This is a genomic window from Methylobacterium sp. NMS14P, assembly GCF_028583545.1.
In the GTDB taxonomy this organism is placed as follows: domain Bacteria; phylum Pseudomonadota; class Alphaproteobacteria; order Rhizobiales; family Beijerinckiaceae; genus Methylobacterium.
Genome location: NZ_CP087106.1, coordinates 5,095,225 through 5,116,190, shown reverse-complemented (window position 1 = coordinate 5,116,190; position 20,966 = coordinate 5,095,225). Strand labels below are relative to the sequence as shown.

21 protein-coding genes are annotated in these 20,966 nt (G+C 64.8%); 11 read left to right on the top strand and 10 right to left on the bottom strand.

Annotation, left to right across the window (positions count from 1 at the left end):
• The first annotated feature begins 90 nt into the window (after positions 1–90).
• Positions 91–912: an alpha/beta fold hydrolase gene (locus tag LOK46_RS24330; RefSeq protein ID WP_273560936.1), complete on the top strand. Its 822-nt coding sequence runs from the start codon at positions 91–93 to the stop codon at positions 910–912.
• Positions 913–1,225: 313 nt separating this feature from the next.
• Here LOK46_RS24330 and LOK46_RS24325 read toward each other — a convergent pair whose 3' ends face one another.
• From LOK46_RS24325 to LOK46_RS24315, 3 genes are all read right to left on the bottom strand, one after another.
• The gene (locus LOK46_RS24325) at positions 1,226–2,149 is read right to left on the bottom strand and encodes a molybdopterin-binding protein (protein ID WP_273560935.1); all 924 of its coding nucleotides are present in this window, start codon (positions 2,147–2,149) and stop codon (positions 1,226–1,228) included.
• Positions 2,146–3,033, bottom strand: a complete 888-nt coding sequence (locus LOK46_RS24320; RefSeq protein WP_273560934.1) for a cytochrome b/b6 domain-containing protein — start codon at positions 3,031–3,033, stop codon at positions 2,146–2,148. The genes LOK46_RS24325 and LOK46_RS24320 overlap by 4 nt, the downstream gene beginning before the upstream one ends.
• 76 nt (positions 3,034–3,109) lie before the next feature.
• Entirely contained in the window at positions 3,110–3,328 is a 219-nt protein-coding gene (locus LOK46_RS24315) for a hypothetical protein (protein WP_273560933.1), read from the bottom strand.
• Between the two features lie 299 nt (positions 3,329–3,627).
• Between LOK46_RS24315 and LOK46_RS24310 the strand changes: the two genes are divergently transcribed.
• Positions 3,628–4,341 (top strand): ferritin-like domain-containing protein, encoded by a 714-nt coding sequence (locus LOK46_RS24310; RefSeq protein ID WP_273560932.1) that lies wholly within the window; start codon positions 3,628–3,630, stop codon positions 4,339–4,341.
• Positions 4,342–4,382: 41 nt separating this feature from the next.
• A complete protein-coding gene (locus LOK46_RS24305) occupies positions 4,383–5,057 on the top strand; it encodes a ferritin-like domain-containing protein (protein WP_273560931.1) in 675 nt (224 codons plus the stop codon).
• A gap of 775 nt (positions 5,058–5,832) precedes the next feature.
• Here the strand turns inward: LOK46_RS24305 and LOK46_RS24300 are convergent.
• Together LOK46_RS24300 and LOK46_RS24295 are read right to left on the bottom strand one after the other, a co-directional pair.
• Positions 5,833–6,066 (bottom strand): DUF6894 family protein, encoded by a 234-nt coding sequence (locus tag LOK46_RS24300; RefSeq protein WP_273560930.1) that lies wholly within the window; start codon positions 6,064–6,066, stop codon positions 5,833–5,835.
• Between the two features lie 372 nt (positions 6,067–6,438).
• Entirely contained in the window at positions 6,439–6,684 is a 246-nt protein-coding gene (locus LOK46_RS24295) for a hypothetical protein (protein ID WP_273560929.1), read from the bottom strand.
• 315 nt (positions 6,685–6,999) lie between these two features.
• Between LOK46_RS24295 and LOK46_RS24290 the strand changes: the two genes are divergently transcribed.
• The 5 genes from LOK46_RS24290 to LOK46_RS24270 all read left to right on the top strand — a co-directional run bounded on the left by LOK46_RS24290 (position 7,000) and on the right by LOK46_RS24270 (position 13,641).
• Entirely contained in the window at positions 7,000–7,740 is a 741-nt protein-coding gene (locus tag LOK46_RS24290) for a Crp/Fnr family transcriptional regulator (protein WP_273560928.1), read from the top strand.
• Positions 7,741–7,796: 56 nt separating this feature from the next.
• Positions 7,797–8,513 (top strand): HWE histidine kinase domain-containing protein, encoded by a 717-nt coding sequence (locus LOK46_RS24285; RefSeq protein WP_273560927.1) that lies wholly within the window; start codon positions 7,797–7,799, stop codon positions 8,511–8,513.
• Between the two features lie 78 nt (positions 8,514–8,591).
• Positions 8,592–9,614 (top strand): chemotaxis protein CheB, encoded by a 1,023-nt coding sequence (locus LOK46_RS24280; protein ID WP_273560926.1) that lies wholly within the window; start codon positions 8,592–8,594, stop codon positions 9,612–9,614.
• 119 nt (positions 9,615–9,733) lie between these two features.
• On the top strand, positions 9,734–13,225 hold the full coding sequence (locus LOK46_RS24275; protein ID WP_273564683.1) for a CheR family methyltransferase: 3,492 nt from the start codon (positions 9,734–9,736) through the stop codon (positions 13,223–13,225).
• 26 nt (positions 13,226–13,251) lie between these two features.
• Positions 13,252–13,641 (top strand): response regulator, encoded by a 390-nt coding sequence (locus LOK46_RS24270; RefSeq protein WP_273560925.1) that lies wholly within the window; start codon positions 13,252–13,254, stop codon positions 13,639–13,641.
• Positions 13,642–13,884: 243 nt separating this feature from the next.
• Here LOK46_RS24270 and LOK46_RS24265 read toward each other — a convergent pair whose 3' ends face one another.
• Both LOK46_RS24265 and LOK46_RS24260 read right to left on the bottom strand, forming a co-directional pair.
• On the bottom strand, positions 13,885–14,136 hold the full coding sequence (locus LOK46_RS24265; protein ID WP_273560924.1) for a hypothetical protein: 252 nt from the start codon (positions 14,134–14,136) through the stop codon (positions 13,885–13,887).
• A 34-nt stretch (positions 14,137–14,170) separates the two neighbouring features.
• Positions 14,171–14,614 carry a hypothetical protein gene (locus LOK46_RS24260; RefSeq protein WP_273560923.1) on the bottom strand — a complete coding sequence of 148 codons (444 nt, stop codon included), beginning with the start codon at positions 14,612–14,614 and terminating at the stop codon, positions 14,171–14,173.
• Positions 14,615–15,079: 465 nt separating this feature from the next.
• Between LOK46_RS24260 and LOK46_RS24255 the strand changes: the two genes are divergently transcribed.
• Together LOK46_RS24255 and plsX are read left to right on the top strand one after the other, a co-directional pair.
• Positions 15,080–15,892, top strand: a complete 813-nt coding sequence (locus tag LOK46_RS24255) for an IS5 family transposase (RefSeq protein ID WP_043075003.1) — start codon at positions 15,080–15,082, stop codon at positions 15,890–15,892.
• A 435-nt stretch (positions 15,893–16,327) separates the two neighbouring features.
• A complete protein-coding gene (gene plsX, locus LOK46_RS24250) occupies positions 16,328–17,362 on the top strand; it encodes a phosphate acyltransferase PlsX (protein WP_273560922.1) in 1,035 nt (344 codons plus the stop codon).
• Positions 17,363–17,498: 136 nt separating this feature from the next.
• Here the strand turns inward: plsX and LOK46_RS32970 are convergent, their stop codons facing one another.
• A complete protein-coding gene (locus LOK46_RS32970; protein ID WP_443192909.1) occupies positions 17,499–17,771 on the bottom strand; it encodes a GNAT family N-acetyltransferase in 273 nt (90 codons plus the stop codon).
• Between the two features lie 65 nt (positions 17,772–17,836).
• On the opposite strand from LOK46_RS32970, the gene LOK46_RS24240 reads away from it, so the two are divergent.
• Complete coding sequence (locus LOK46_RS24240; RefSeq protein ID WP_273560920.1) at positions 17,837–19,108, top strand: IS3 family transposase; 1,272 nt, start codon at positions 17,837–17,839, stop codon at positions 19,106–19,108.
• 1,160 nt (positions 19,109–20,268) lie between these two features.
• On the opposite strand, the gene LOK46_RS24235 is transcribed toward LOK46_RS24240, so the two are convergent.
• Positions 20,269–20,688 (bottom strand): response regulator, encoded by a 420-nt coding sequence (locus LOK46_RS24235; protein ID WP_234741691.1) that lies wholly within the window; start codon positions 20,686–20,688, stop codon positions 20,269–20,271.
• Between the two features lie 58 nt (positions 20,689–20,746).
• On the bottom strand, positions 20,747–20,872 hold the full coding sequence (locus LOK46_RS24230) for a hypothetical protein (protein ID WP_273560919.1): 126 nt from the start codon (positions 20,870–20,872) through the stop codon (positions 20,747–20,749).
• Between the last annotated feature and the right edge of the window lie 94 nt (positions 20,873–20,966).

Sequence of the window (20,966 nt, the reverse complement as noted above, 5' to 3'; positions counted from 1 at the left end):
GCGCCTTAATCCCTACGTCCACCGCGTGGGAACCGTCGCTGCCCAGCGGGCCTTCCCCGCCCGACATCACGACCGAACGGAGATACCGGCATGCCCTTCCTCGCGGCAAAGGACGGAGCGCAGCTCTTCTACAAGGATTGGGGCAGCGGTCGGCCGGTCGTGCTGATCCACGGTTGGCCGCTCGACGCGGACATGTGGGAGTTCCAGCAGCCGGCGCTCACCGAGGCGGGATTGCGTACGGTCGCCTACGACCGCCGCGGCTTCGGCCGTTCGGACCAGACCTGGGGTGGCTACGACTACGATACCTTCGCCGACGACCTGAAGGCTGTGCTCGACGCCCTCGACCTGCAGGACGTCGCTCTCATCGGCTTCTCGATGGGTGGAGGCGAGATCGCCCGCTACATGAGCCGGCACGGCGGCGCCCGGGTCACCCAAGCGGTGCTGGTCTCGGCGGTGACGCCGTACATGCTCAAGACCGCCGACAATCCCAAGGGCGTGGATCCGTCCGTGTTCGCGGGTATGATCGATGGATTGAAGAAAGACCGTCCGAACTTCATGGCGACCTTCTCCAAGACCTTCTTTGGAGTCGGAATGCTCTCGTCGCCGGTCTCATCCGACCTGATCCAGTGGACCGGCAACCTCGCGATGCTGGCTTCGCCAAAGGCGACGATCGCTAGCGTGACCGCCTTCGGAGAGACCGATTTCCGCGCCGACATGAGCGCGTTCCGCGTGCCGACCCTCGTCATCCACGGCGACGACGACCAGACCGTGCCGATCGACGTGTCGGGCAAGGCTACCGCAGCCGCGATCCCCAGCGCCAAGCTCAAGGTCTATGAGGGCGCTCCGCACGCGATCCCGTTTACTCATGCCGAGCGGCTGAACGGTGATCTCGTCGCATTCCTGAAGGGCTGACCCACGGTCCGTTCGCCGTTGCCATCACGTTCTGAGGAGCTATGGCAACGAGCCCGATCCCGGAGCCCGTCACAGTTGGCGACCCGCATCTCAAGAACCGTTTCGTGATGGCGCCGGCAGCCCACTTCCGAGCGCATGTCCGATATCGCGGTCGAAAGCTGTGCCCAGTCGATCGGGTAGAAGAAGCGGTGCTCGGGCCGGATCGACCTGGTGGCGCACTGTGCCACCTGCTGTGAAGAACGCGTAGCGGTAGCTGCTCCCTTTCGCGATCTGGGACCTACGCCTGCCTATCGGCCACTGGGATACTGAGCGTTCAGATACCTGCGTACCAAGCGTAGCCCTGGTCCTCCCAGTACCCGCCCTTGCCCTGGCCGATATGCGCAAAGCTCTCGACCACCTCGATGCGCATCACGTACTTGGCCTGCTTGTAGCCGAGGTTGCGTTCCAGCCGCAGCCGCAGCGGTGCGCCGTTGGCGACCGGCAGTGCCTGCCCGTTCAACTCGTAGGCCAGGATCGTCTGCGGGTGAAAGGCGTCCACGAGGTCGATGGTCTCGTAGAAACGCACTGGCTCGGATGCGCCGGCCGCGCTGTCGTCGTCAGCTTGTTGGCCGCCCGCGTCCCGCTTGCTCTCGCCACCGCCCGACTGCTTCGTCATGGCCGGATTGGCATTACCGGCAGGTGCATCGCCCTGCTCGGTGTCGTCTCCTGCGTCTGCGTCATCCTCGCCCTGATCCATGGTGTCGGCGCAGTGAAACACGACGTAGCGCGCCTGCGGCTTCAGCATCGCGCGATCGAGGAGTTCGGAGAGCGGGACCCCGGTCCACTTTCCGATGGCGCTCCAGCCCTCGACGCAATCGTGCCGGGTGATCTGCGTGCGGGACGGCAGCTTGCGCAGCTCCGCCAGGGACAACTTGAACGGCTTCTCGACGAGCCCGCCGACCTCCAGCCGGTAGTCCACGAACTGCCGCTTCTCCAGCGCCTTGTAGGCCTTATCCGGTGGATCCTCGGTGCCGTTCGGCTTGAACCAAGGCGAGATGTCGGCCTCGGCGTACTCGGGCGCAAGCGTCCGCTCGGTTAGGAGCAGCCGCTGCACGAACAGGTTCGCGTCCTCGCCGGTCTTGAGCGTTCGCCGGAACCACTCGGCCTCGCCGAGCCTGTCGCAGCCGCCGAGCATCGCGGTGCCGGCCGCGGCGGTGGCGCCGAGCAGAAGGAAACGTCGGCTGGGCTGCCGGATCATGCGGCACCTCCCGTCCCGTCCGCGGTCTGCGCGGGCTCGACCTTACGCTCGATCACGAACCATCCGGTGAGCATGCCGCGCATGTTGTTCCAGAAGCCCGACAGTACGACGAGGGCGACATGGACGACGACGAACAGAACCAAGAGGGCCGCCACGACGAAGTGGATCGTCCGGGCCGACTGCCGCCCGTCGAACAGCGTCAGCAGGAACGGGAAGGCCGCGTCCATCGCTGGCGACATCGCGAGGCCGGCCAGCACCTGCACGGGCAGCAGCACGAACAGCACCAGGGCGTAGGTGAGCTTCTGGATGATGTTGTAGCGCTTAGCCTCATCGCCTTGCGGGAAGCGGAGCGTCAGGTGCTCCCACACGGAGGCGCCGAAATGCCGGACTTGGTCGCGCTGGGGCAGAACCCGGAACCGAAGCTGCCCGCTGAGCAGGCCATACAGCAGGTAGAGGGCGCCGTTCAGGACGAAGGCCCAGGCAAAGAAGAAGTGCCAGCTGCGGCCGCCCGTGAGGTCCTGGTCGCCCGGCAGCGTGAGCCATGAGGGGAAGCCGCGATCTGCCGGCTCGCCGTCAGCTCCGGCCGAGGAGCCGAGCCAGCCGGTCGTGTCGAGGCTGTGGCCTAGCACGGTCGTGATGCCCCTTGGCGGATCATCTTCGGTTGAATTCATCGACAGCAGCGGCGCGTCGAAGGTCGAGGCCTTGCCCCAGTAGAGGGCGGGATGGGCGTTGAAGATCTGCAGGCCGCTCATCAGCAGGACGAGCAGCGCTGCGGCGTTGATCCAATGGGTCGCTCGGATAATGAGGGGATGCCGGAACATCCAGCGCCGATGCTCGACCTCGCCCGTGTCGGGGGCAGAACGCGTTAGGTAGGTGCGGGGCACGATGGCGGTGTATCCTGGGCAACGGGGGGCGCGGCGACCGACCCGTGGGTCGAGCCGCCGCGTTCGGGATGGCCGCTTACATGCGGTTCATCATACGGCGGCGCATCATCCGCTTCCGCATCATGCGCTTCTTCATCATCATACGGTCGCCGTGCATCATGCGAACCGGGGTGACGCCAGATTGGCTAGCCTGAAGGCCGCTGACGGACATCGGGGCAGCTGACACCGAACCAGCACCGAGAGCGAAGCCGCCGAGCAGGGCGGCAGCGGCAAGCGCGAACGTCGTCTTCTTCATGCGAGATCTCCTTCTGGGTACGGACGGTCGCCCGCATGGCTCATGAAATCCCACAACTCTCGACTAAGTTCCTGCATAAGAACGTGCTTTGCGGTAATCCATCAAATGATAGATAGGCAAAACGTGCTGTTACCGCTGTACGAACGAGAGAGTTTCACACGCCGACCGATTTTTCACATCACGTTGCAAACTCGGAACTTGGGGCGATTTCTAAATTAATTTATAACTTATGTTATTGGCCAGCTTGACTGGAGCATTGCAGCCTCTCGTCGGCGCCACGATGTCGCCGAAATTGGGAGATGCTCGTGATCCGCTCAGCTCAACCAGAATGCGCTATCGAGCAGGAGGCTACTGCGCGATCACGCCGCGGGCTCCTCAAGGCGGCCAGTGTCTTTGTCGCCTCGACAGCCTTCCTGGAACTGAACCTCGCCGAAGCCTTCGCTCAGCGTGGCGCCACGCTCGCTGGCGGCACAGTCGATCTCGGCCAAGGTGACTTTGCCGTCCTGAACTACGCCTACGCCCTGGAGCAGCTGGAGGCTGCGTTCTACACCCAGGTGCTGCAGCAGCCCTATCGCGGCTTCAACGCTGCCGACGAGCAGAGCCTCACTGGGATCCAGAGCCACGAGGTCGCCCACCGCGAGTTCTTCCGCTCCGCGCTCGGCGGCAACGCAATCCCCGACCTGCAGGTCGACTTCGGCCAGGTCAACTTCGCCAGCCGCCAGAGCGTGCTCGGCACCGCTCGCACCTTCGAGGACCTCGGCGTCGCCGCCTACAACGGCGCCGGTCAGCTCCTGCGCAACCCGGACTTCCTGGCCAAGGCTGGCTCGATCGTCTCGGTCGAGGCGCGCCATGCCGCCACGATCCACGACATGCTCAACCCCTACAGCGCGGCGTTCGCCGGCAGCGACATCGTCGATGGCAACGGCCTCGATCGTGCGCTCGTGCCCTCGCAGGTGTTGCCTAAGGTGGTGCCGTTCGTCCTCACCCCGGTCAGCGCGAGCCAGCTGCCGTGATCGCCCAGCCGATGCTCGCCCCTGCCACAGAGGACGCCGCCATGACCGCATCCATGCCTGCCTCTCCCACGCTGATCGAGACCCTCGACCCCGATCTCACCGCCCGTATGACCTCGCGCCGAGGCTTGTTTACCCGCGCCGCCGGTACGCTCGGGGCGCTCGCCAGCACACCGACCGTGTTGGCGGTAGCCTCCACCGAGGTGTTCGCGCAGGGGCTGCCGGGACAGGTGGTGGACGTGCTCCGGTTCGCCCTGACCCTGGAGTACCTGGAGGCAGAGTTCTACCGCACGGCGCTGGCCACGCCCCGCCTGATCCCGGCGCGCTATCGGGCCGTGTTCACGCAGCTCGCCCGCCATGAGGCCGAGCACGTGCGCCTGCTGCAGGGCGCACTCGGCGGTGCCGTGATCCCGCCGCCGGCCTTCGATTTCACGGGCAAGGGTAAGTACCCCGACGTGTTTGCGAACTTCGACACGTTCACCACGCTGTCGAGCACGTTCGAGGATCTCGGGGTGGCGGCGTACAAGGGGCAGGCCGGCAACCTGCAGGGCACGCCGGTGCTGACGACGGCTTTGCAGATCCACTCCGTAGAGGCGCGGCACGCCGCTGAGGTGCGGCGGGTGCGTGGCTTCGTCGGCTGGGACGGCGCCTTCGATGCGCCCCTGACCAAGGCGGCGGTGTTGGCTGCAGCCACGCCCTTCCTAGCCGGCGGTGCCTGAGCGGTATGAGAGTTACGAAATGAGGGTACGGCGGGGCGCCCGGTGCCCCGCCGCTCCTTCAGTGCGTGTGGTGTGATACCTCTGCAGCTGCCGTGCGCCCTTCCGTATCGCTACTGTCGACTGCCGCATGCTGCCGCGGATCTACTGTGAGCGTGCTGACGGCGTCAGCCAGCGCGAGCATCAGGACCTCTTTGCTCGGTCCGCTTCCTCGGCTGCCACTGGACTTGCTCCGCAAAAGCGGAGCAAGTCCAAAGCCGTTTTGTCGGCAAATCTGACGGCCTCCTACCGACCCGATTCTACCGCCAGGACCGTTGACAGCCCCCCGTAAAGCGGCCGTACGTTTGCCATTCGGCAAATTTGGTTCGGGGTGGAAACCGCACCCTGCTATTTCGCCCTAAAGCGAGCGCGGAGTGCAGCGTCCCAATAAGGCAAGCAAGGTGGAACGGCGCAGCTGGAACGCAGCCGTGTTGATCGCATACGCAGAACGTAGGGACCAGCCGCGACCATCAATTGCTCCGGAGGTTCGATAGGTATTCCTCTGAGGCAGCGGTACCGGCAAGGCGGCGCACGCGTGCGATTACTCGGCAGGACGCCTCCGGTGCGCCTTTTCGTTCCGCAGCCATTTCCAGTTCGAGCAGGCGGTTGAACAGGAGCGCGTCCTGCCTGCTCGATGGCGTAGGCACGTCCTCCGATAGGACGATGATCAGCCGCCGCTTAAACGGACATGACAGCGAGGGCGACCAACTCGGCATCCGAGTGCGTCCGATGCGTGCGACTAGTTCGGGGCGTTCGTCGTCAGGCGCATGGTGGCGATCATCACGTGCCGACCCTCTTCGTCGTAGGCGATCGCTCGGAATTCATCATGGCTGCCATGGCTGCCCTCATCGTGCATGACGGTCGCAAGGGACTGGCGCAGGACCATCGCAAGCTCTTCCGGGCCGGACAGGACCAAACCCTGCTCGTCGTGCGCCTTGAAACCGTTCGAAGTGTCGATGAAGTAGCGCGGCATGCCATCCTCCGTCCTGCCGTGCGGGATCCTGCCTCAGTCGCCATCAGCGGAGCGTCTGCGAGGCGGATCGAGCCTGTTCCGCAGCGGCGTTCTCGCTTTTGCCGACAACTGTCGCACCCACGACGACTGTTAGGGAAAGCAGCGCCACTGCGAGCACCGGCGTCAGATCTGGAGCATACTCACGCCACGTGTGGATAGCGGCGCAGCCGAAGGTGAACGAGCCCGCCAGCAGGATTGCGAACGCATGCCCTGTCACGTCGCACGCCCCGTCAGGCCCAAAGCAAGGTGCTAAGCAGGAGTGTGACCTGCAACGCGAGCATGACACCGATCAAGAGCTTTGCTTCGCGCTCGGCGAGCATTCGATCCTGCCGCTCACCCTCCGTCATCGCCGGCCCATACTTGATCGACCCGCGCTCTCGCTGGTCCGGTGTAGGCCAGAACGAGCAGGCCTGCGGGGTCGAACACGGTAGCGAGGCGTTGTCGACCGGATCGATGTGCGTCCACCTCGTAGGTGGCGATCGTCACAGCCTCGATCTCGCTGTTCGCCTCGTACAGAGCGACTTTCCCACACGGCGAACCTGCCTCGCCAATCTTCTCCACCCTGACGCTGTAAGCCATCGCATCCCTCTCGAAAGAAATGCGTTCGACCCGCAACCCGAATACCGGATGATACTTCGTCGAACCGAGGGTACCTGCGCCGACCGATCGGAGGGAGTAGGGTCGGCGCAGGTCGCGTCAACACCGACGGTAATCGGGGAAGACACATCACAGTTGCACGGAAGGGGGGAGGCAACTTTCACATAGGTTTGAATGATGTCAAGGTTTTGAACTACACAGCGTCGCCACCTATGCCTCAAGGTCGAAAACTGATCTATATGAGTTTTTTGCAATAATGTTTCGATTACAGCATAGCCATCCTTGATGGAGCAGCCGATGCCGAACCTGCTCGCGCGTAAGCTTCAGCGCTATGTCCGTCTCTCGGACGGCGATCAGATCTGGTTGAGCGAGATCGTCGGATCCGTCCGTCAGATCGCGGCGCGGACCGACCTCATCCACGAGGGCGACGACCCACGCACCATCAACGTCATCCTGGAGGGTTGGGCCTGCCGCTACCGCCAGCTCGTGGATGGCCGTCGCCAGATCGTCGGGCTCCTCCTGCCGGGCGATCCGTGTGATCCGCACGTCTTCCTTCTGGATCGGATGGACCACACGCTCGGCGCGATCACCCCCGTCTCGCTCGGGCAGATCTCCGGCGCGGCGCTCCAAGCGATCACCGCCCGAAGCCCGGGTCTGGATATCGCCTTCCACCGCGAGGCGCTGGCCACCGCGGCGGTCCAGCGCGAATGGACGGTCAGCCTCGGCTGCCGCACCGGCATCGAGCGGCTCGCCCACCTGTTCTGCGAGCTGCACGCCCGGCTGGCGGCGATCGGTCTCACGGACGGCAACACCTGCCCGATGCCGATCACCCAGAGCGATCTCGGCGACGCCATGGGCCAGACCAGCGTGCACATCAACCGCACGCTTCAGGAGATGCGCTCCATGGGCTTGATCACCCTGCGCAGCCGGCGCCTGACCATCCACGATCCGGAGGCTCTCGCCCGGCTCGGGCAGTTCGACCCCGCCTACCTGCACCTCACGGTGGACGATGATCGTCCCGTCCTAGGTCGCCCGTGAACCGCGTACCCCCGGCGCCACTTGGCCATGATACCCGACATCTGTGGAGGATCGGCATGACGGATCCCGGTGACATGGCCGAGCAGCTCGCCGCCGTGCGCGCCGACAACGCGCGCCTGCGCCGGCTGCTCAACGAGGCCGGCATGCCCGACAGTCTGCGCCACGGCGTTCGCAACACGACGGCGATGCTGCGCACGATCGTGCGTCGCTCGGCCGAACACGCCGGGGATGTCGAGGCCTACGCCGCCCACCTCGACGGCCGTCTGAACACCCTGATGCGCGTGCAAGCCACGACGGACGCGTTCGGCGAGGCGGATCTGCACACGCTGATCTCGGACGAGCTGATGGCTCACCTCGTGCGCGAGGGCGAGCGGGCCACGATCACCGGTCCGCGGGTGCGGCTCAGGCCCAAGGCCGCGATGGTCCTGGCGCTGGCGCTGCACGAGCTGACCAGCAACGGGATCGAGCACGGCTCTCTCGCGCTCGCGCCCGGCCGCGTGACGGTGTCGTGGCAGATCGAACAGAGCGATCCCGAGCCGGTGCTCGCGCTGATCTGGAAGGAAGCGGGCGGTAGCGAGGTGACAAAGCCTACCCACCGCGGTTTCGGCACGGCCCTGCTGGAGGATATGCTCGCCTACGAGCTCGAAGCACAGTCGGACCTCACCCACGAGCCGGACGGACTGCGATGCGCCCTGTCCATCCCGTTGGCGGCGCGGATCGGACGCTCGGTCGACGGGGAGGCGATACAAGCCGCGGACGATGATCGCGAATAGCGGCGCCCTGGAAAGCCCCATCCTCTCGATCCCGCCATCGAGGCAGGTGCGACGCGCGCAAACCCACGGAAGGCAATCATGATGAACCGGGATATCATCGTCATCGGTGGCTCCTCGGGCGCGACCGCACCGCTCAAGGTGATCCTCGCCGCCTTGCCGGCAAATCTGCCGGCGGCCGTCTTCATCGTCGTGCACATCCCGGCCCGCAGCCTCGGCCTGCTCGCCACCATCACGGCCGCGGCCGCATCGTTGCCGGTCCACGCCGCCCGGGATGGCATGGCGATCGCGCCCGGCAACATCTACCTCGGGGTGCCCGATCACCATCTGATCATACGCGACGGACAGATGCGGCTCGGCCGCGGTCCCCGTGAGAACATGGCCCGCCCGTCGATCGACCCGCTGTTCCGCTCCGCCGCAGCGGCCTACGGCTCCCGGGTCGTCGGCGTGTTGCTCAGCGGCCTGCTCAACGACGGCGCCGCCGGGCTGGAGGCGATCAAGCGCTGCGGCGGCGTCGCGATCGTGCAGGACCCGGCGGACGCGATCGCCGACGAGATGCCGCTGAGCGGGATGGCGGCGGTCACCGTCGACCTCGCCGTGCCGAGCGCGCGGCTCGGCGACATCCTGTCCGATCTCGTGCGCGAGCCGGCCGGACCGCGCCTACCGGTACCGCCCGAGATCCGCCTGGAGATCGACATCGCCGCCGGCGAGCGCATTGACAGCGAGGTGCTGCGCCGGATCGCCGATCCGGCGCCACTGACCTGCCCGCACTGCAGCGGCGTCCTGTCCACGATGCGCGATGCCAAGCCGCTGCGCTACCGCTGCCAGGTCGGCCACGCCTTCACGGCCGAGGTCGTCGCCAAGCAGCAGGAGAACGCCGTCGACGAGGCGCTGCGCGTGGCGTTGCGCATCATCGAGGAGCGTGCCGAGCTCGTCGCCCGCATGGCGCGGGACGGGCGAAGCTCCGGACGTCCGGCGGTGGCGGAGATGTACGACGAGCGCGCGGCCGAGTACCGGGAGTACGCCGAGACGATCCGACGGGCGGTCCTGCTCACTCTGCCCGAGCCCGAACCGTCCGGGAGCGAAGGGGCACAGGAGGAGTAGGACGCTGTGTACCCGCCACGCCGCAACCGAGCCGTGGTACGAGCGCCCGAGACTTCCTGCACGGGGTGCGTGGGGCGGCATCGCCGTCGCCGCGGCGCCTCGCATCATGGCGACCCAGCATGCCTCCAGTCGATGTGAGTTCGTCGAGGACGAGCGCCTTCGTAGCCCTGAGTGCGTCGGCCGCGAGCACCGCGTCGCTGCAGCACGTCCTCACCCGCCTGCCGCGCCTGGACGGCGTGGCGGTGATCGTCGCCTTGCAGCACAGGGACGCCCTCGACGAGAAGGGGTTTCGACATGCCTTGATGGCGATCGGCCTTGAGCTGGCGGATGTCCGGGACGACGCCCTGATCGAGGGCGGGCGCACCTACCTGATCGCCGCCGACCTCGTCGTCGGCGTCGAGAACGGACGCTTCCGCACCCGGCTCGCGGATGAAGTCGGGGGTAAAGGTCTGATCGACAGTTTCCTGGTGTCGCTCGCCCGCGACGAGGACGGGCGCAGCATCGCGGTCGCGCTGGCGGGCACGGACGGGGACGGCACGCTCGGCTTCAAGGCGATCAAGGAGGCCGGCGGCCTCACGCTCGCCGAGGAGACACCCGAGGCCGCGGCCGGCGAGCTCGCTTTCAGCGAGACCCCGGCGGCGCTCGCCGACGCCGTCCTCTCCCTCGACGAGCTGGTGGAACGCGTGGCCGCCGCCGCCCGTCAACTCGACGCTCAGGGCGTCGCCGCTCCCGCCGCATCCAAGGCCGCGCTTACGGCGATCGCAGGGGTGCTGCGCAACAGGACCGGCCACGACTTCCACGGCTACAAGTCCGGAACCTTCCTGCGCCGAGTCCAGCGCCGGATGCAGGTCCTCTCGCTGGCGAACATCGACGACTATATCGAGGTCCTGCGCACCCAGCCGGGGGAGGCGCAGGAGCTGTTCAACGATCTCCTGATCGGCGTCACGCAGTTCTTCCGCGACCCGAAGGAGTTCGAGATCCTCGAACGCGAGGTGATCCCGAGGCTGTTCGCCGACAAAGGGCGGGACGACCACATCCGGGTCTGGGTGATCGGCTGCTCGACCGGCGAGGAGGCCTACTCGCTGGCGATCCTGCTGCGCGAGCACATGGCCATGCTCGACCACGTACCCCAAGTCCAGATCTTCGCGACCGACCTCGACGGCCGGGCACTGGCTTCGGCGCGGGCCGCGCGCTTCGCCAGCACGATCAGCGAGACCATGTCGCCCGAGCGGTTGGCGCGCTGGTTCGTGAAGGAGGGCAACACCTACTGCCTCGCGAAGGAGCTGCGCGAGATGTGCATCTTCTCGCAGCACTCGATCATCAAGGACCCGCCGTTCTCGCGGCTCGACCTGATCTCGTGCCGCAACCTGCTGATCTACCTCGACGCCGATCTGCAGGGCCGGGTCATCCCGCTGTTCCACTTCGCGCTCAAGCCGGACGGGACCCTGTTCCTCGGCAACTCGGAGAACGTCTCGCGCCACACCGACCTGTTCGCGGCGATCGACAGCCGCTCACGCATCTTCCGGCGCCGGGAGACCGGCACGCGCGTCCTGCCGGACTTCCCGTTCTCGACGCCGGACCGTCGGATCGGAGCGCCGGTCGCCGTCGAGGAGCGAACTCGACCGATCGCCGCGACGCTGACCCGGCGTGCCGAGCGGTTGGCGGAGCGCTACGCGCCCGCCTACGTCATCACCGACGCCTCGTACACCGTCCTGCACTTCTCCGGTCGGACCGGGCGCTACATCGACCCGGCTGGCGGCGTCGCCAGCCTGAACCTGTTGCAGCTCGCCCATCCCGACCTGCGGCTCGACCTGCGGGCGGCACTGACCAAGGCCGACGAGACCGGCGAGACAGTGCAGGTCGACGGCCTGCAGATCGGCCAGAACGGCGGGCGCCACGCGGTCGACCTCGTGGTCGAGCCCATGCGGGACGATCCGGACGCGCGAAGCTACTTCGTGTTGTTCAAGGACGGTGGTCCGGCGATGGCTACCGATGGCGACGCCGCCATCGATGCCACGGGCGAGCTCGAGCGCACCCGCCGCCTCGAGGCCGAGCTCGGGATCACGCGCGAGCGCCTACAGGCCACCATCGAGGAACTCGAGAGCACCAACGAGGAGCTGAAATCCTCGAACGAGGAGTATCAGTCGCTCAACGAGGAGCTGCAATCGACCAACGAGGAGCTGCAGACCTCGAAGGAGGAGCAGCAATCCATCAATGAGGAGCTGACCACGGTCAACGGCGAGCTCGGCCACAGGGTACAGGAGTTGGGCCGGCTCAACAGCGACCTGAAGAACTTCCTGGAGAGCACACAGATCGCGACGGTCTTCCTCGACAACGAGCTACGGATCACCAACCACACGCCCGCCGTCACCGAGATCTTCCACCTGATCGAGACCGACGCGGGCCGGCCGATCGGCCACATCAAGTCGCGCATCGCGTACGACGAGCTGCAGGACGATGCGCGGCGCGTGCTACGCACCCTGAGCGTGGTCGAACGCGAGATCACCAACTCGACGACGGGGGCACAATACCTCGTCCGGGTCCTGCCCTATCGCAGCGTCGACAACTTCATCGCCGGGGTCGTGCTCACGTTCGTCGACATCACCGAGCGCAAGCGCGCCGAGGAGCGTCAGGTTGCGAGCGAACGCCGGCTGCTCGCCCTGGTCGAGGGCATCCCGCAACTGGTCTGGCGGGCGGCCGAGGACGGGCAGTGGACCTGGGTGAGCCCGCAATGGTCCGCCTATACCGGCCAGACCGAGGCGCAGAGCCGGAACCATGGCTGGCTCGATGCCATGCATCCGGATGACCGGGCGGCGGCCGTTGAGGCTTGGCGCACGGCCACGCGGACCGGCCTCCTGCAGATGGAAGGACGCCTGCGCGGTGCCGCCAGTGGCGGCTATCGCTGGTTCCAAATGCGCGCGATGCCGGTGCGCGGCGAGCGCGGGGAGGTGGTCGAGTGGCTCGGCACCTCGACCGACATCGACGATCTGCGCCGGATGCAGGAGCAGCAACGTGTCCTGGTCGCCGAGCTGCAGCACCGCACGCGCAACCTGCTCGGCGTGGTCCACTCGATCGCGCAGCAGACCGTGGCGGCGAGCGACACACTGGAGGCGTTCAGGTCGGCGTTCAACGAGCGGTTGGGCGCCCTCTCGCGCGTGCAGGGCCTGCTATCGCGCGCGGAGGAGGAGCCGATCACGCTGGGAACGCTGATCCGAAGCGAGCTCGACGCGCTCGCCGCCGCGGATCTACAGGAGCGCGTCGTGCTGACCGGCCCCGACGTCCGCATCCGCAAGGCGACGGTGCAGACGTTCGCGCTGGCCCTGCACGAGCTGGCCACCAACGCCCGCAAGTACGGTGCGCTGTCGAATTCGCACGGCCAGCTCAACGTGACTTGGTGGACGCACGAGCCCGACGGGCAGGGTCCTCGGCTCACGCTGGAATGGGTCGAGACCGGCATCGACCGGCAGCACGGATCGGCCGGCGCGGCCCTGAGGAACGGCTACGGTCGCGAGCTGATCGAGAACGCGCTGCCGTACGCGCTCGACGCCACGACGCACTACGAACTCGGCGAGGCCGAGGTGCGTTGTCTGATCGAGCTGCCGTTGGCCTAAGGCTTCATCCAGGAGGACGGTCGGGGATGAGTACATCGAGCCGTGGACCGGACGCGCTGCCGGGGCGAAAGGTGCTCCTGGTCGAGGACGACTACTTCATCGCCGATGAGATGCGACGGACGTTGGTGAGAAGCGGCGTCGAAGTCCTCGGTCCCGTGGCGAGCGTCGCCAGAGCCCTGACGTTAATCGAAGCCAACGCGGAGATCGACGCGGCGGTGCTCGACGTCAATTTGCGTGACGTGATGGTGTTTCCGGTGGCGGATGCTTTGGCGACGCGCGACGTGCCGTTTATCTTCGCCACTGGCTACGAGGGCACGGTGATCCCCCCGCGCTACGGACACATCCAGCGCTGCGAAAAGCCGGTGGAGATGGACACGCTCACACGGGCACTGGCGATGGAAATCAGCCGCCACTGAGCAACATCAAATAGATATGACCGAGCGAGCTCGCAACGTAAGATGGCTCTCGCGACGCGCCCGGATCGCCTGCGAATTTATAAGACAGATCAGGCGTAGCTTCAGAAGCTCGTGAGGCGCACCGTGGGACGAGTTCGTCTCAACATAACCTGTTGAATTTAACGGACACACTTTGACATAGCCGCTTCTGGACCCAGAGGGGCTTTCGAACCATCCGGAGCAAGAGGCGGACGCTGCCAAGCATTACTTTCTATCTTTATCATCCAAAAGGTCCCGCAGACGTTCTGCCTCGGCGGATAGGACTGCGACAGAGCGCCGATGCTCCTCAGGGTTACGGACCGCGCCGAATGCGCTCAGGAGCGCTGCGACAGCCTTCTGCATCGCCTCGTTGTCGGAGGGTGATGATCCTGCCTGATCGTAAAAGCAGGCGACGGGTACGCCGAGTTCAGCGGCGATCAGCTGGACGATGCGGATGGCGGATGTCTCGCGTTCCATTACATACCTCTGCCGTCGCCGCACCGTGCTGGCCCTAATTCATGATGACGCCCGCAGCTTTGGGGCCGACCTGCGTGGCGAGATGTCGGCCAATCATCATGAGAGCGTTGGCGAACAACGTCCTTTTGTCATCGTCGCCCAAGGCGCTTGCAGTTCTGAAGGCCGTGATCAAGTCGTCGATCGTCTCTTCGAGATCGCTTTCGCAGCGCCCAAGTACATCCAACGCCTTGATCAAAGCGTCAACTGGCTCGCCTTCGCAGCCGTTCTGTTCGGCCGATCCTGTGCGCAGCGAGGCGAGGTGTTGATGCACGGCCCTGAGCGTCGCTTGCGTATGATTGAATACTTCCTTCATCTCTCGGCATGTCACTGCAAGGTGTTGCTGTATCGCGAAACTGGCTGCCCGTAACTCGCGGGCACGGGCCGTGGTCGCTTCGACCGACGCTTGGAGCTGAGTGAAACTGGTTTCCGTCTTGATCATAGCACAACCCTCGCATGCTTACATGCAACCCGAGGGATGGATCGTCAAACCAGATCATCGTGCCCCGACCCTCTCCGAGGCAAATGGCCAATGTCTGGCTATCACTCATGACCCCGTTGCGCACGCATACGGGTCAAGGGCTTGTCTCCATGCGTTCGGCGCAATGGCATCATCGGTCCAATAGGCCCTGCTCTAGCAGAACGATCCAAGCCACGAATGACGATTGTCCCAAAGAATGGTCTCTCGATTTTGGAACGCAAAATCGCGAACGTCCGAGATCCTTCTGGAACTTGGCGGGACGGCCGCGGGGCAGACACGGTGAAGGACTGTCCGGCCATGGCAGCGGCCGCTTACGTACCATTAGCTCGTCCCCTAAGAGCCCGTCCGGTAAGGGTCTGAGGCGGGGTTGAGTGGCCGGGATGGCGATGATTCCAGGAGGGTGCTGAAGCCTGACCTGGAAGCGCCATGTGGACCCCGACCACCCGGCGGCAGCATAGCCGCGTGGGCCTTCGCTATGAAACCGACCTTACCGACGCCGAGTGGGCGGTGATCGAGCCACTGATGCCGAGGCCAGCGCCCTGTGGCCGGCCTCCGCTCTGGACGACACGGGAGGTCCTGAACGCCATCTTCTACGTTCTGAGGGGTGGGATCTCCTGGCGGTTGATACCCAAGGATCTACCGCCGCGCTCGACCACGTTCGGCTACTTCAGCCGCTGGCGCGACACAGGGCTGTTTGGCCGGATCAACCACCACCTGGTCATGGCCGATCGCGAGCGAGTCGGACGGGAAGCCTCACCGTCTGCCGCGGTCCTCGACAGCCAAAGCATCAAGACGACGGAGAGCGGCGGCCCGCGCGGCTACGATGCCGGCAAGAGGGTCAAGGGGCGCAAGCGCCAAGCGCTGGTCGACATGGACGGGCGCGCGCTCGTCCTCGATCCTCAGCCTGCCGACGTACAGGACCGCGACGGAGCCGTGCCGGTGCTGCGCCTGTCGCGTCGGACCTTCCCGTTCATCGCCAAAGCCTTCGCCGATGCAGGCTATGCCGGCAACAGACCGGCGACCGCCACGATCATCACGGTCGAGATCGTGCGCAAGCCGCCCCATCAAGTCGGCTTTGCCGTGCATCCACGCCGCTGGGTGGTCGAACGCTTCTTCGCCTGGATCAGCCGCAATCGCCGCCTCTGGAAGGACCCAGAGGCGACTATCGCCTCGGCCAGAGCATTCCTCTACGCGGCAGCCGTCATGATCCTCGTCAGGCGACTGGCCCGCTCAGCCTGACTTCTCGGACGGACTCTAAGACGCCCTCCGAACGTAGATGGTAGCGTCCGCTTGCGGAAAATCTTAACAGACCACTGAATGGCCGGGTTGGGCGCAGAGCCGAACGGCGGCTTTTGCGCTCATCGACAATCCAGCGTGGCGTAGTCTGGCCGAAAGCTGCCGGTCCGCTTCGGAGACGGCCGGCTGGAAAAGCGGAAGGCCTTGTACCGACCCTACCCAGACATTCGGACCGCCGTCGGCGCTTCTCCAAAGCGGTCGTTCATAGGCCCTGAGGCAATCCAGTTCGGGTTGGCTAACAGATCCGGACTTTCAACCCGAAAGCGAGCGCTCCACCTCGGGCCCCTGTGAATGCTGAGGCAGCAAGCAAGCCTGATTTGGCGAGCGTCTGCGCATGATGCATCGTGGCCGCTCCTGTCGCCATTGGTCACGACGCATATGACGGACAAGGTTCGTATCGCTCTCGACGCCATGGGCGGCGATCATGGCGTCAGCGTTATCATTCCGGGTGCGGCGCTTGCGCTCGCGCGAAATCCCAACCTCTCGTTCTTACTCGTCGGCGACGAGGCACGCATTCGACCACTGTTGGAGGATCACCCACGCCTTTCTGCTGCCTCCGAGATCCTCCACACCGATGTGGCGATCAATATGGGAGACAAGCCCAGCACTGCATTGCGCCGGGGGCGGGGGAAATCCTCAATGTGGCTTGCCCTCGATGCCGCGAAGTCACGTAGAGCCGATGCCGCTGTCTCAGCCGGTAACACAGGCGCGCTGATGGCGATGTCGCGTTTTTGCGTCCGCATGATGGATGGCGTGGACCGACCAGCACTCGCGGTGCTCTGGCCGACGCTGCGTGGCACGAGCATTGTGCTCGACGCTGGTGCAACGATCGGCGCTGACGCACGCCAGCTCGTTGGTTTCGCTGTCATGGGGGCTGCAATGGCCCGTATCGTGTTCAACGTCGACCGCCCGAGGGTCGGACTGCTCTACACTGATGCCGAAGAAGTAGATGCTGCCGCGATCGCGGAGGACGCTGCTCGGTTGTTGCGAAAATCTGATCTCCCTGATCTCGATTTTCGCGGGTTCATCGCAGGCAATGAACTCGGCGGTGGCCAAGTGGATGTCATTGTGACGGAGGGGTTCACCGGGAACGTTGCCCTTAAGACAGCCGAAGGGACAGCCCGCCAGATCGCCCAGACCCTAAGATCTGCCATGAGACAGGATCTGCGGTCGAAGATCGGTTACGTTCTAGCGCGGCGTGCTTTCGGATCGATGCGGGAGAAGATGGACCCCAACAGGGCAAATGGGGCCGTCTTCCTTGGCCTTGATGGCATTGTGATCAAGAGCCACGGTGACACCAACGCGGAGGGGTTTGCTTCGGCAGTGAAGCTCGGTCACGACATGGCTCGAAGTGATGTCATGGCGAGGATCCAAGAGGGCTTTACGCACGTCAGTGCGCCACTGGCTGAGTAACTTACGTCAGCTTTGATGCCTCGGTAACCGGAAGCGGACCGGCGAAAACCCACCCCGAGCCGCCGTTCGGCTCCCGACCCAACTCAGCCGCCTAGACAGCCGTCCGCGCTTCTCAGAAGCGGTCATAGACCGGACACTAATCATCCTGTGATTTGATGCGCTTCCGCATCTCCACATTCTCAACAATGCTTCCGCACTCCATGCCGGGATATGTGCGCACCTCTTTCCAACCGTAACGTGCGTAGAAACCGCGTGCTCGGGTATTGAATCCACGCACCTCCAAACGCACGACTGGATGAGCGCGCGCGACCTGCTGTTCGGCCGCGATGAGCAGCTTCGAGCCAGCACCTACATTCCAATAGGCGGGATCGACGTGCAGGTCGGTGATCTGATCGTCTCCGACTTGCATCATCCCAACTGAAGTAGCCCCCAAAATGACCGGACAGGGGCTCACGCTTATGGAAGTGTGTGCCTATGACCGACCGTATGGTGAGTTCTAACGACCCGCCCCGCGCCGAACGCGTCGAGGTGATCACCTCCGTCCAGCGGCGTCGGCATTGGACCACGCAGGAGAAGGTGCGCCTCGTCGAGGAGACCTATCTGCCCGGTCAATCCGTCTCGCTCGTCGCCCGCCGCCACGGGCTGAACGCCAACCAGCTGTTCACGTGGCGTCGGCTGATGGAGCGCGGCGCGTTCACGGCCGCCGGTGCCGGTGAAGAGGTGGTGCCAGCCTCCGAGCTGCGGGCTGCGCGAGCCACAGATCCGCGAACTGCAGCGGCTCCTGGGCAAGAAGACGCTCGAGACCGAGATCCTGCGCGAGGCGATGGAGCGGGTCGCCGCCCCCAAAAAGTTGCCCTCGCGCGTGACCTCGTGGCCGGGGGACGGCCGGTGAGCGCTGTGGCCGCAGCTTTGAGCGTGTCGCGCCCGCACCTCGCCTCGTCCAGGCAGGCCTCCCCCGCCTGGAAGCCCAGGGGCCGACGCGGCCGTCCGCCTGCACCCGACGCCGCGTTACTCGGCGCGATCCAGGCGCTCATCGCCGATCTGCCGACCTACGGCTATCGGCGCGTCCATGCCCTTCTGCGCCGGCAGGCCGAGCGGGATGGGCGGCCTGCGCCGAACGCCAAGCGGGTCTACCGGGTCATGAAGGTGCACGGCCTCCTGCTGCAGCGACATGTGGGCGGAGCCGAGACGCGCCGTCACGAGGGCAAGGTGGCGGTGGCCACGCGCAATACACGCTGGTGCTCGGACGGGCTGGAGATCGCGGCAGAGAACGGTGAGCGTGTGCGGGTCGCCTTCGCGCTCGACTGCTGCGATCGGGAAGCGATGAGCTACGTGGCGACCACGGCGGGCATCACGGGCGAGGACGTCCGCGACCTGATGGTGGCGGCCGTCGAGCATCGCTTCGGGGCGGTCAACCAGCTACCGAGCCTGATCGAGTGGCTGACTGACAACGGCAGTTGCTACGTCGCCCGCGACACGCGCCGCTTCGCCCGCGAACTCGGCTTGATACCGAAGACGACGCCGCTGGAGAGCCCGCAGAGCAACGGCATGGCCGAGGCGTTCGTGCGAACCTTGAAACGCGACTACGTGCGTGTCTCGGTGCTACCGGATGCCGAGAGCGTGCTGCGCCAGCTCCCCGTTTGGCTGGCGCACTATAACGACCTTCATCCTCATCGCGCGCTCGGCTACCGCTCGCCGCGCGAGTTCATCACCCGATCAACCCAGGAGACCCTGTCCGGTCTTTAGGGGGCAACAACACCAACCAGCACGTCACCACGGACGGCAACGGTGAAGCTTCGCCACTCATTCTCGGCCTGCAACCGCGCTGGGTCGACAGCGGCGAAGGCTTGCACCGCCTCGAATGGAAGCTCGGGGGCCCAGGTGACAAGCCACGAGCGCCGCAGAAGACGAACGAGCGCAGGCACGTCCCTCTCTTCCGCCGGACGAAGAGTGATGGTCTCAGTCACCACTTGCGGTCCCTGAAGCAGCTTGCAGTGCGCATAGCCTCACCCGAGCACGGCGATCATTCAAGCTCACCGCCAAAGGCCTGAAAGGGTCACGAACGGGAAAGGAAGAGATGTCCGCTTCAGCTTATTGCCGCTCGGAAGCGGACCGTCTCAAACCCACCCATCTGAGACGTTCGCCGGGGTGCTCGCCGACGGCCGACGATGGCCGAAAGCCGCTGTTCTGCTTTCGATTGCGCGATGCAGGAAACCGGATGTCACAGCATACTCGCCCCTAGCGTCGGAAAGCCACGTTTTGCCGACGTTTGAATAGCCGACGCGGTTTTCTGACGGGCTTGCAGCCATTTTGGCGGCCCAACATGCGTGCCCAGCGATCGTCGGAAAAACGATCGTTTTGCCGACATTCAAGCTGATAGGACAGACGTCACATTCGATATAGCAAAGCCGCCATTTGAATTCGGTGTCCGACACGAGCCGCCGCCAGCTCTACGAAGGTGCTCAGCACTCGTATGGATTTACCCCACACGCAAGTGACACTTCGCTTGTTACCGATGGACCGAGCATAAAAATAACTAATCCCGATCTATAGACTACAAATAGGCGGATGCAAAAGTCACGCGGGAGAAAATCACACGCGCCCGACTGTTATCACAGTACATCGTGCGATGACGTCGTATGCTGCAGTCCTTGCACTGGGCGTTTCCTCCCTAGACTCGGTCCGCTCTTCGGGGCGGCTGCTATTTCTATGCTGCTTTACCAACTCTCGAAAATTTAGGCTGGTTGCTCGGCTAACCCATGCATCGGCTTGTGAACCTTCTATGAGCGCGGCTGTTGATGATAGGACTGAGCGTGGATGGCTTCACCGCTTGTGTCGGGCTCGACGGTGGGGGGCTTCCTGGCGCGCACCGTCGAGTTCTCGGATTTTGGGCACTCTGCCTCAATCTAAAGGGAAGTTTTGAGCGGGGCGGGGCAGTCTTCTTCGGGGACGACCTTAAGCAGGTGCTCACGCACTACCTCCGCGCTGAACGGCTTGGGGATGAATGTTGCCCCCTCCGGTAGATCTCCAGGTTGCGGATGCATCTCGCCGGAAGCGACCACGATCGCGATATGCGGCCAGCAAACAGCAACCTCACGTGCCAAGGCGAACCCGTCGCGCCGACCGCCGGGCATCTGCACGTCGGTGAAAAGCACCTGGACATTGGGGTGATGCTGCTTGAGCATGCTCAGAGCATGGTCGCCATGGTATGCCTCGATCGGTGTGTAGCCTGCATCCTCTAGGATGTCGGCCGCGTTCAGACGGATCATGGCATTGTCATCGGCGACGACGGCAAGCGGGCGGGGGGATCGGGTTTCGGTTGTCATGGCCCCACCCAATGCATCGCACGGTGGTACAGTTTCATGGCCACGGCCTATTGCCCTATCACGCCAGCGTGACTGTGAAGGAAGCAGCATGCACGACGATGCCTTGGAACTCAGACGCCTCTTGTTGAACGAGGCCGTCGGGCGCGAGGTGCACGCTGACGAACTGGCAGAACTTGCGTTCCAAGTCCCCGAGATGGTCCATCCTCCGACCTTGCGTGTGATGGCACATAGCCAACGCATTCGCGCTCTGGAGCTACGCAGTCAGGCTGCGGCTCTCG

What these genes read in the sequence shown, in the direction of transcription:
- LOK46_RS32970 (WP_443192909.1), bottom strand. Translation starts at nt 17,771, where the DNA reads ATGCAAGTCGGAGACGATCAGATCACCGACCTGCACGTCGATCCCGCC.
- LOK46_RS24310 (WP_273560932.1), top strand. Translation starts at nt 3,628, where the DNA reads ATGCTCGTGATCCGCTCAGCTCAACCAGAATGCGCTATCGAGCAGGAG.
- LOK46_RS24300 (WP_273560930.1), bottom strand. Translation starts at nt 6,066, where the DNA reads ATGCCGCGCTACTTCATCGACACTTCGAACGGTTTCAAGGCGCACGAC.
- LOK46_RS24290 (WP_273560928.1), top strand. Translation starts at nt 7,000, where the DNA reads ATGCCGAACCTGCTCGCGCGTAAGCTTCAGCGCTATGTCCGTCTCTCG.
- LOK46_RS24285 (WP_273560927.1), top strand. Translation starts at nt 7,797, where the DNA reads ATGACGGATCCCGGTGACATGGCCGAGCAGCTCGCCGCCGTGCGCGCC.
- LOK46_RS24295 (WP_273560929.1), bottom strand. Translation starts at nt 6,684, where the DNA reads ATGGCTTACAGCGTCAGGGTGGAGAAGATTGGCGAGGCAGGTTCGCCG.
- LOK46_RS24260 (WP_273560923.1), bottom strand. Translation starts at nt 14,614, where the DNA reads ATGATCAAGACGGAAACCAGTTTCACTCAGCTCCAAGCGTCGGTCGAA.
- LOK46_RS24255 (WP_043075003.1), top strand. Translation starts at nt 15,080, where the DNA reads ATGTGGACCCCGACCACCCGGCGGCAGCATAGCCGCGTGGGCCTTCGC.
- LOK46_RS24240 (WP_273560920.1), top strand. Translation starts at nt 17,837, where the DNA reads ATGACCGACCGTATGGTGAGTTCTAACGACCCGCCCCGCGCCGAACGC.
- LOK46_RS24330 (WP_273560936.1), top strand. Translation starts at nt 91, where the DNA reads ATGCCCTTCCTCGCGGCAAAGGACGGAGCGCAGCTCTTCTACAAGGAT.
- plsX (WP_273560922.1), top strand. Translation starts at nt 16,328, where the DNA reads ATGACGGACAAGGTTCGTATCGCTCTCGACGCCATGGGCGGCGATCAT.
- LOK46_RS24325 (WP_273560935.1), bottom strand. Translation starts at nt 2,149, where the DNA reads ATGATCCGGCAGCCCAGCCGACGTTTCCTTCTGCTCGGCGCCACCGCC.
- LOK46_RS24265 (WP_273560924.1), bottom strand. Translation starts at nt 14,136, where the DNA reads ATGGAACGCGAGACATCCGCCATCCGCATCGTCCAGCTGATCGCCGCT.
- LOK46_RS24305 (WP_273560931.1), top strand. Translation starts at nt 4,383, where the DNA reads ATGACCGCATCCATGCCTGCCTCTCCCACGCTGATCGAGACCCTCGAC.
- LOK46_RS24235 (WP_234741691.1), bottom strand. Translation starts at nt 20,688, where the DNA reads ATGACAACCGAAACCCGATCCCCCCGCCCGCTTGCCGTCGTCGCCGAT.
- LOK46_RS24315 (WP_273560933.1), bottom strand. Translation starts at nt 3,328, where the DNA reads ATGAAGAAGACGACGTTCGCGCTTGCCGCTGCCGCCCTGCTCGGCGGC.
- LOK46_RS24270 (WP_273560925.1), top strand. Translation starts at nt 13,252, where the DNA reads ATGAGTACATCGAGCCGTGGACCGGACGCGCTGCCGGGGCGAAAGGTG.
- LOK46_RS24275 (WP_273564683.1), top strand. Translation starts at nt 9,734, where the DNA reads ATGCCTCCAGTCGATGTGAGTTCGTCGAGGACGAGCGCCTTCGTAGCC.
- LOK46_RS24280 (WP_273560926.1), top strand. Translation starts at nt 8,592, where the DNA reads ATGATGAACCGGGATATCATCGTCATCGGTGGCTCCTCGGGCGCGACC.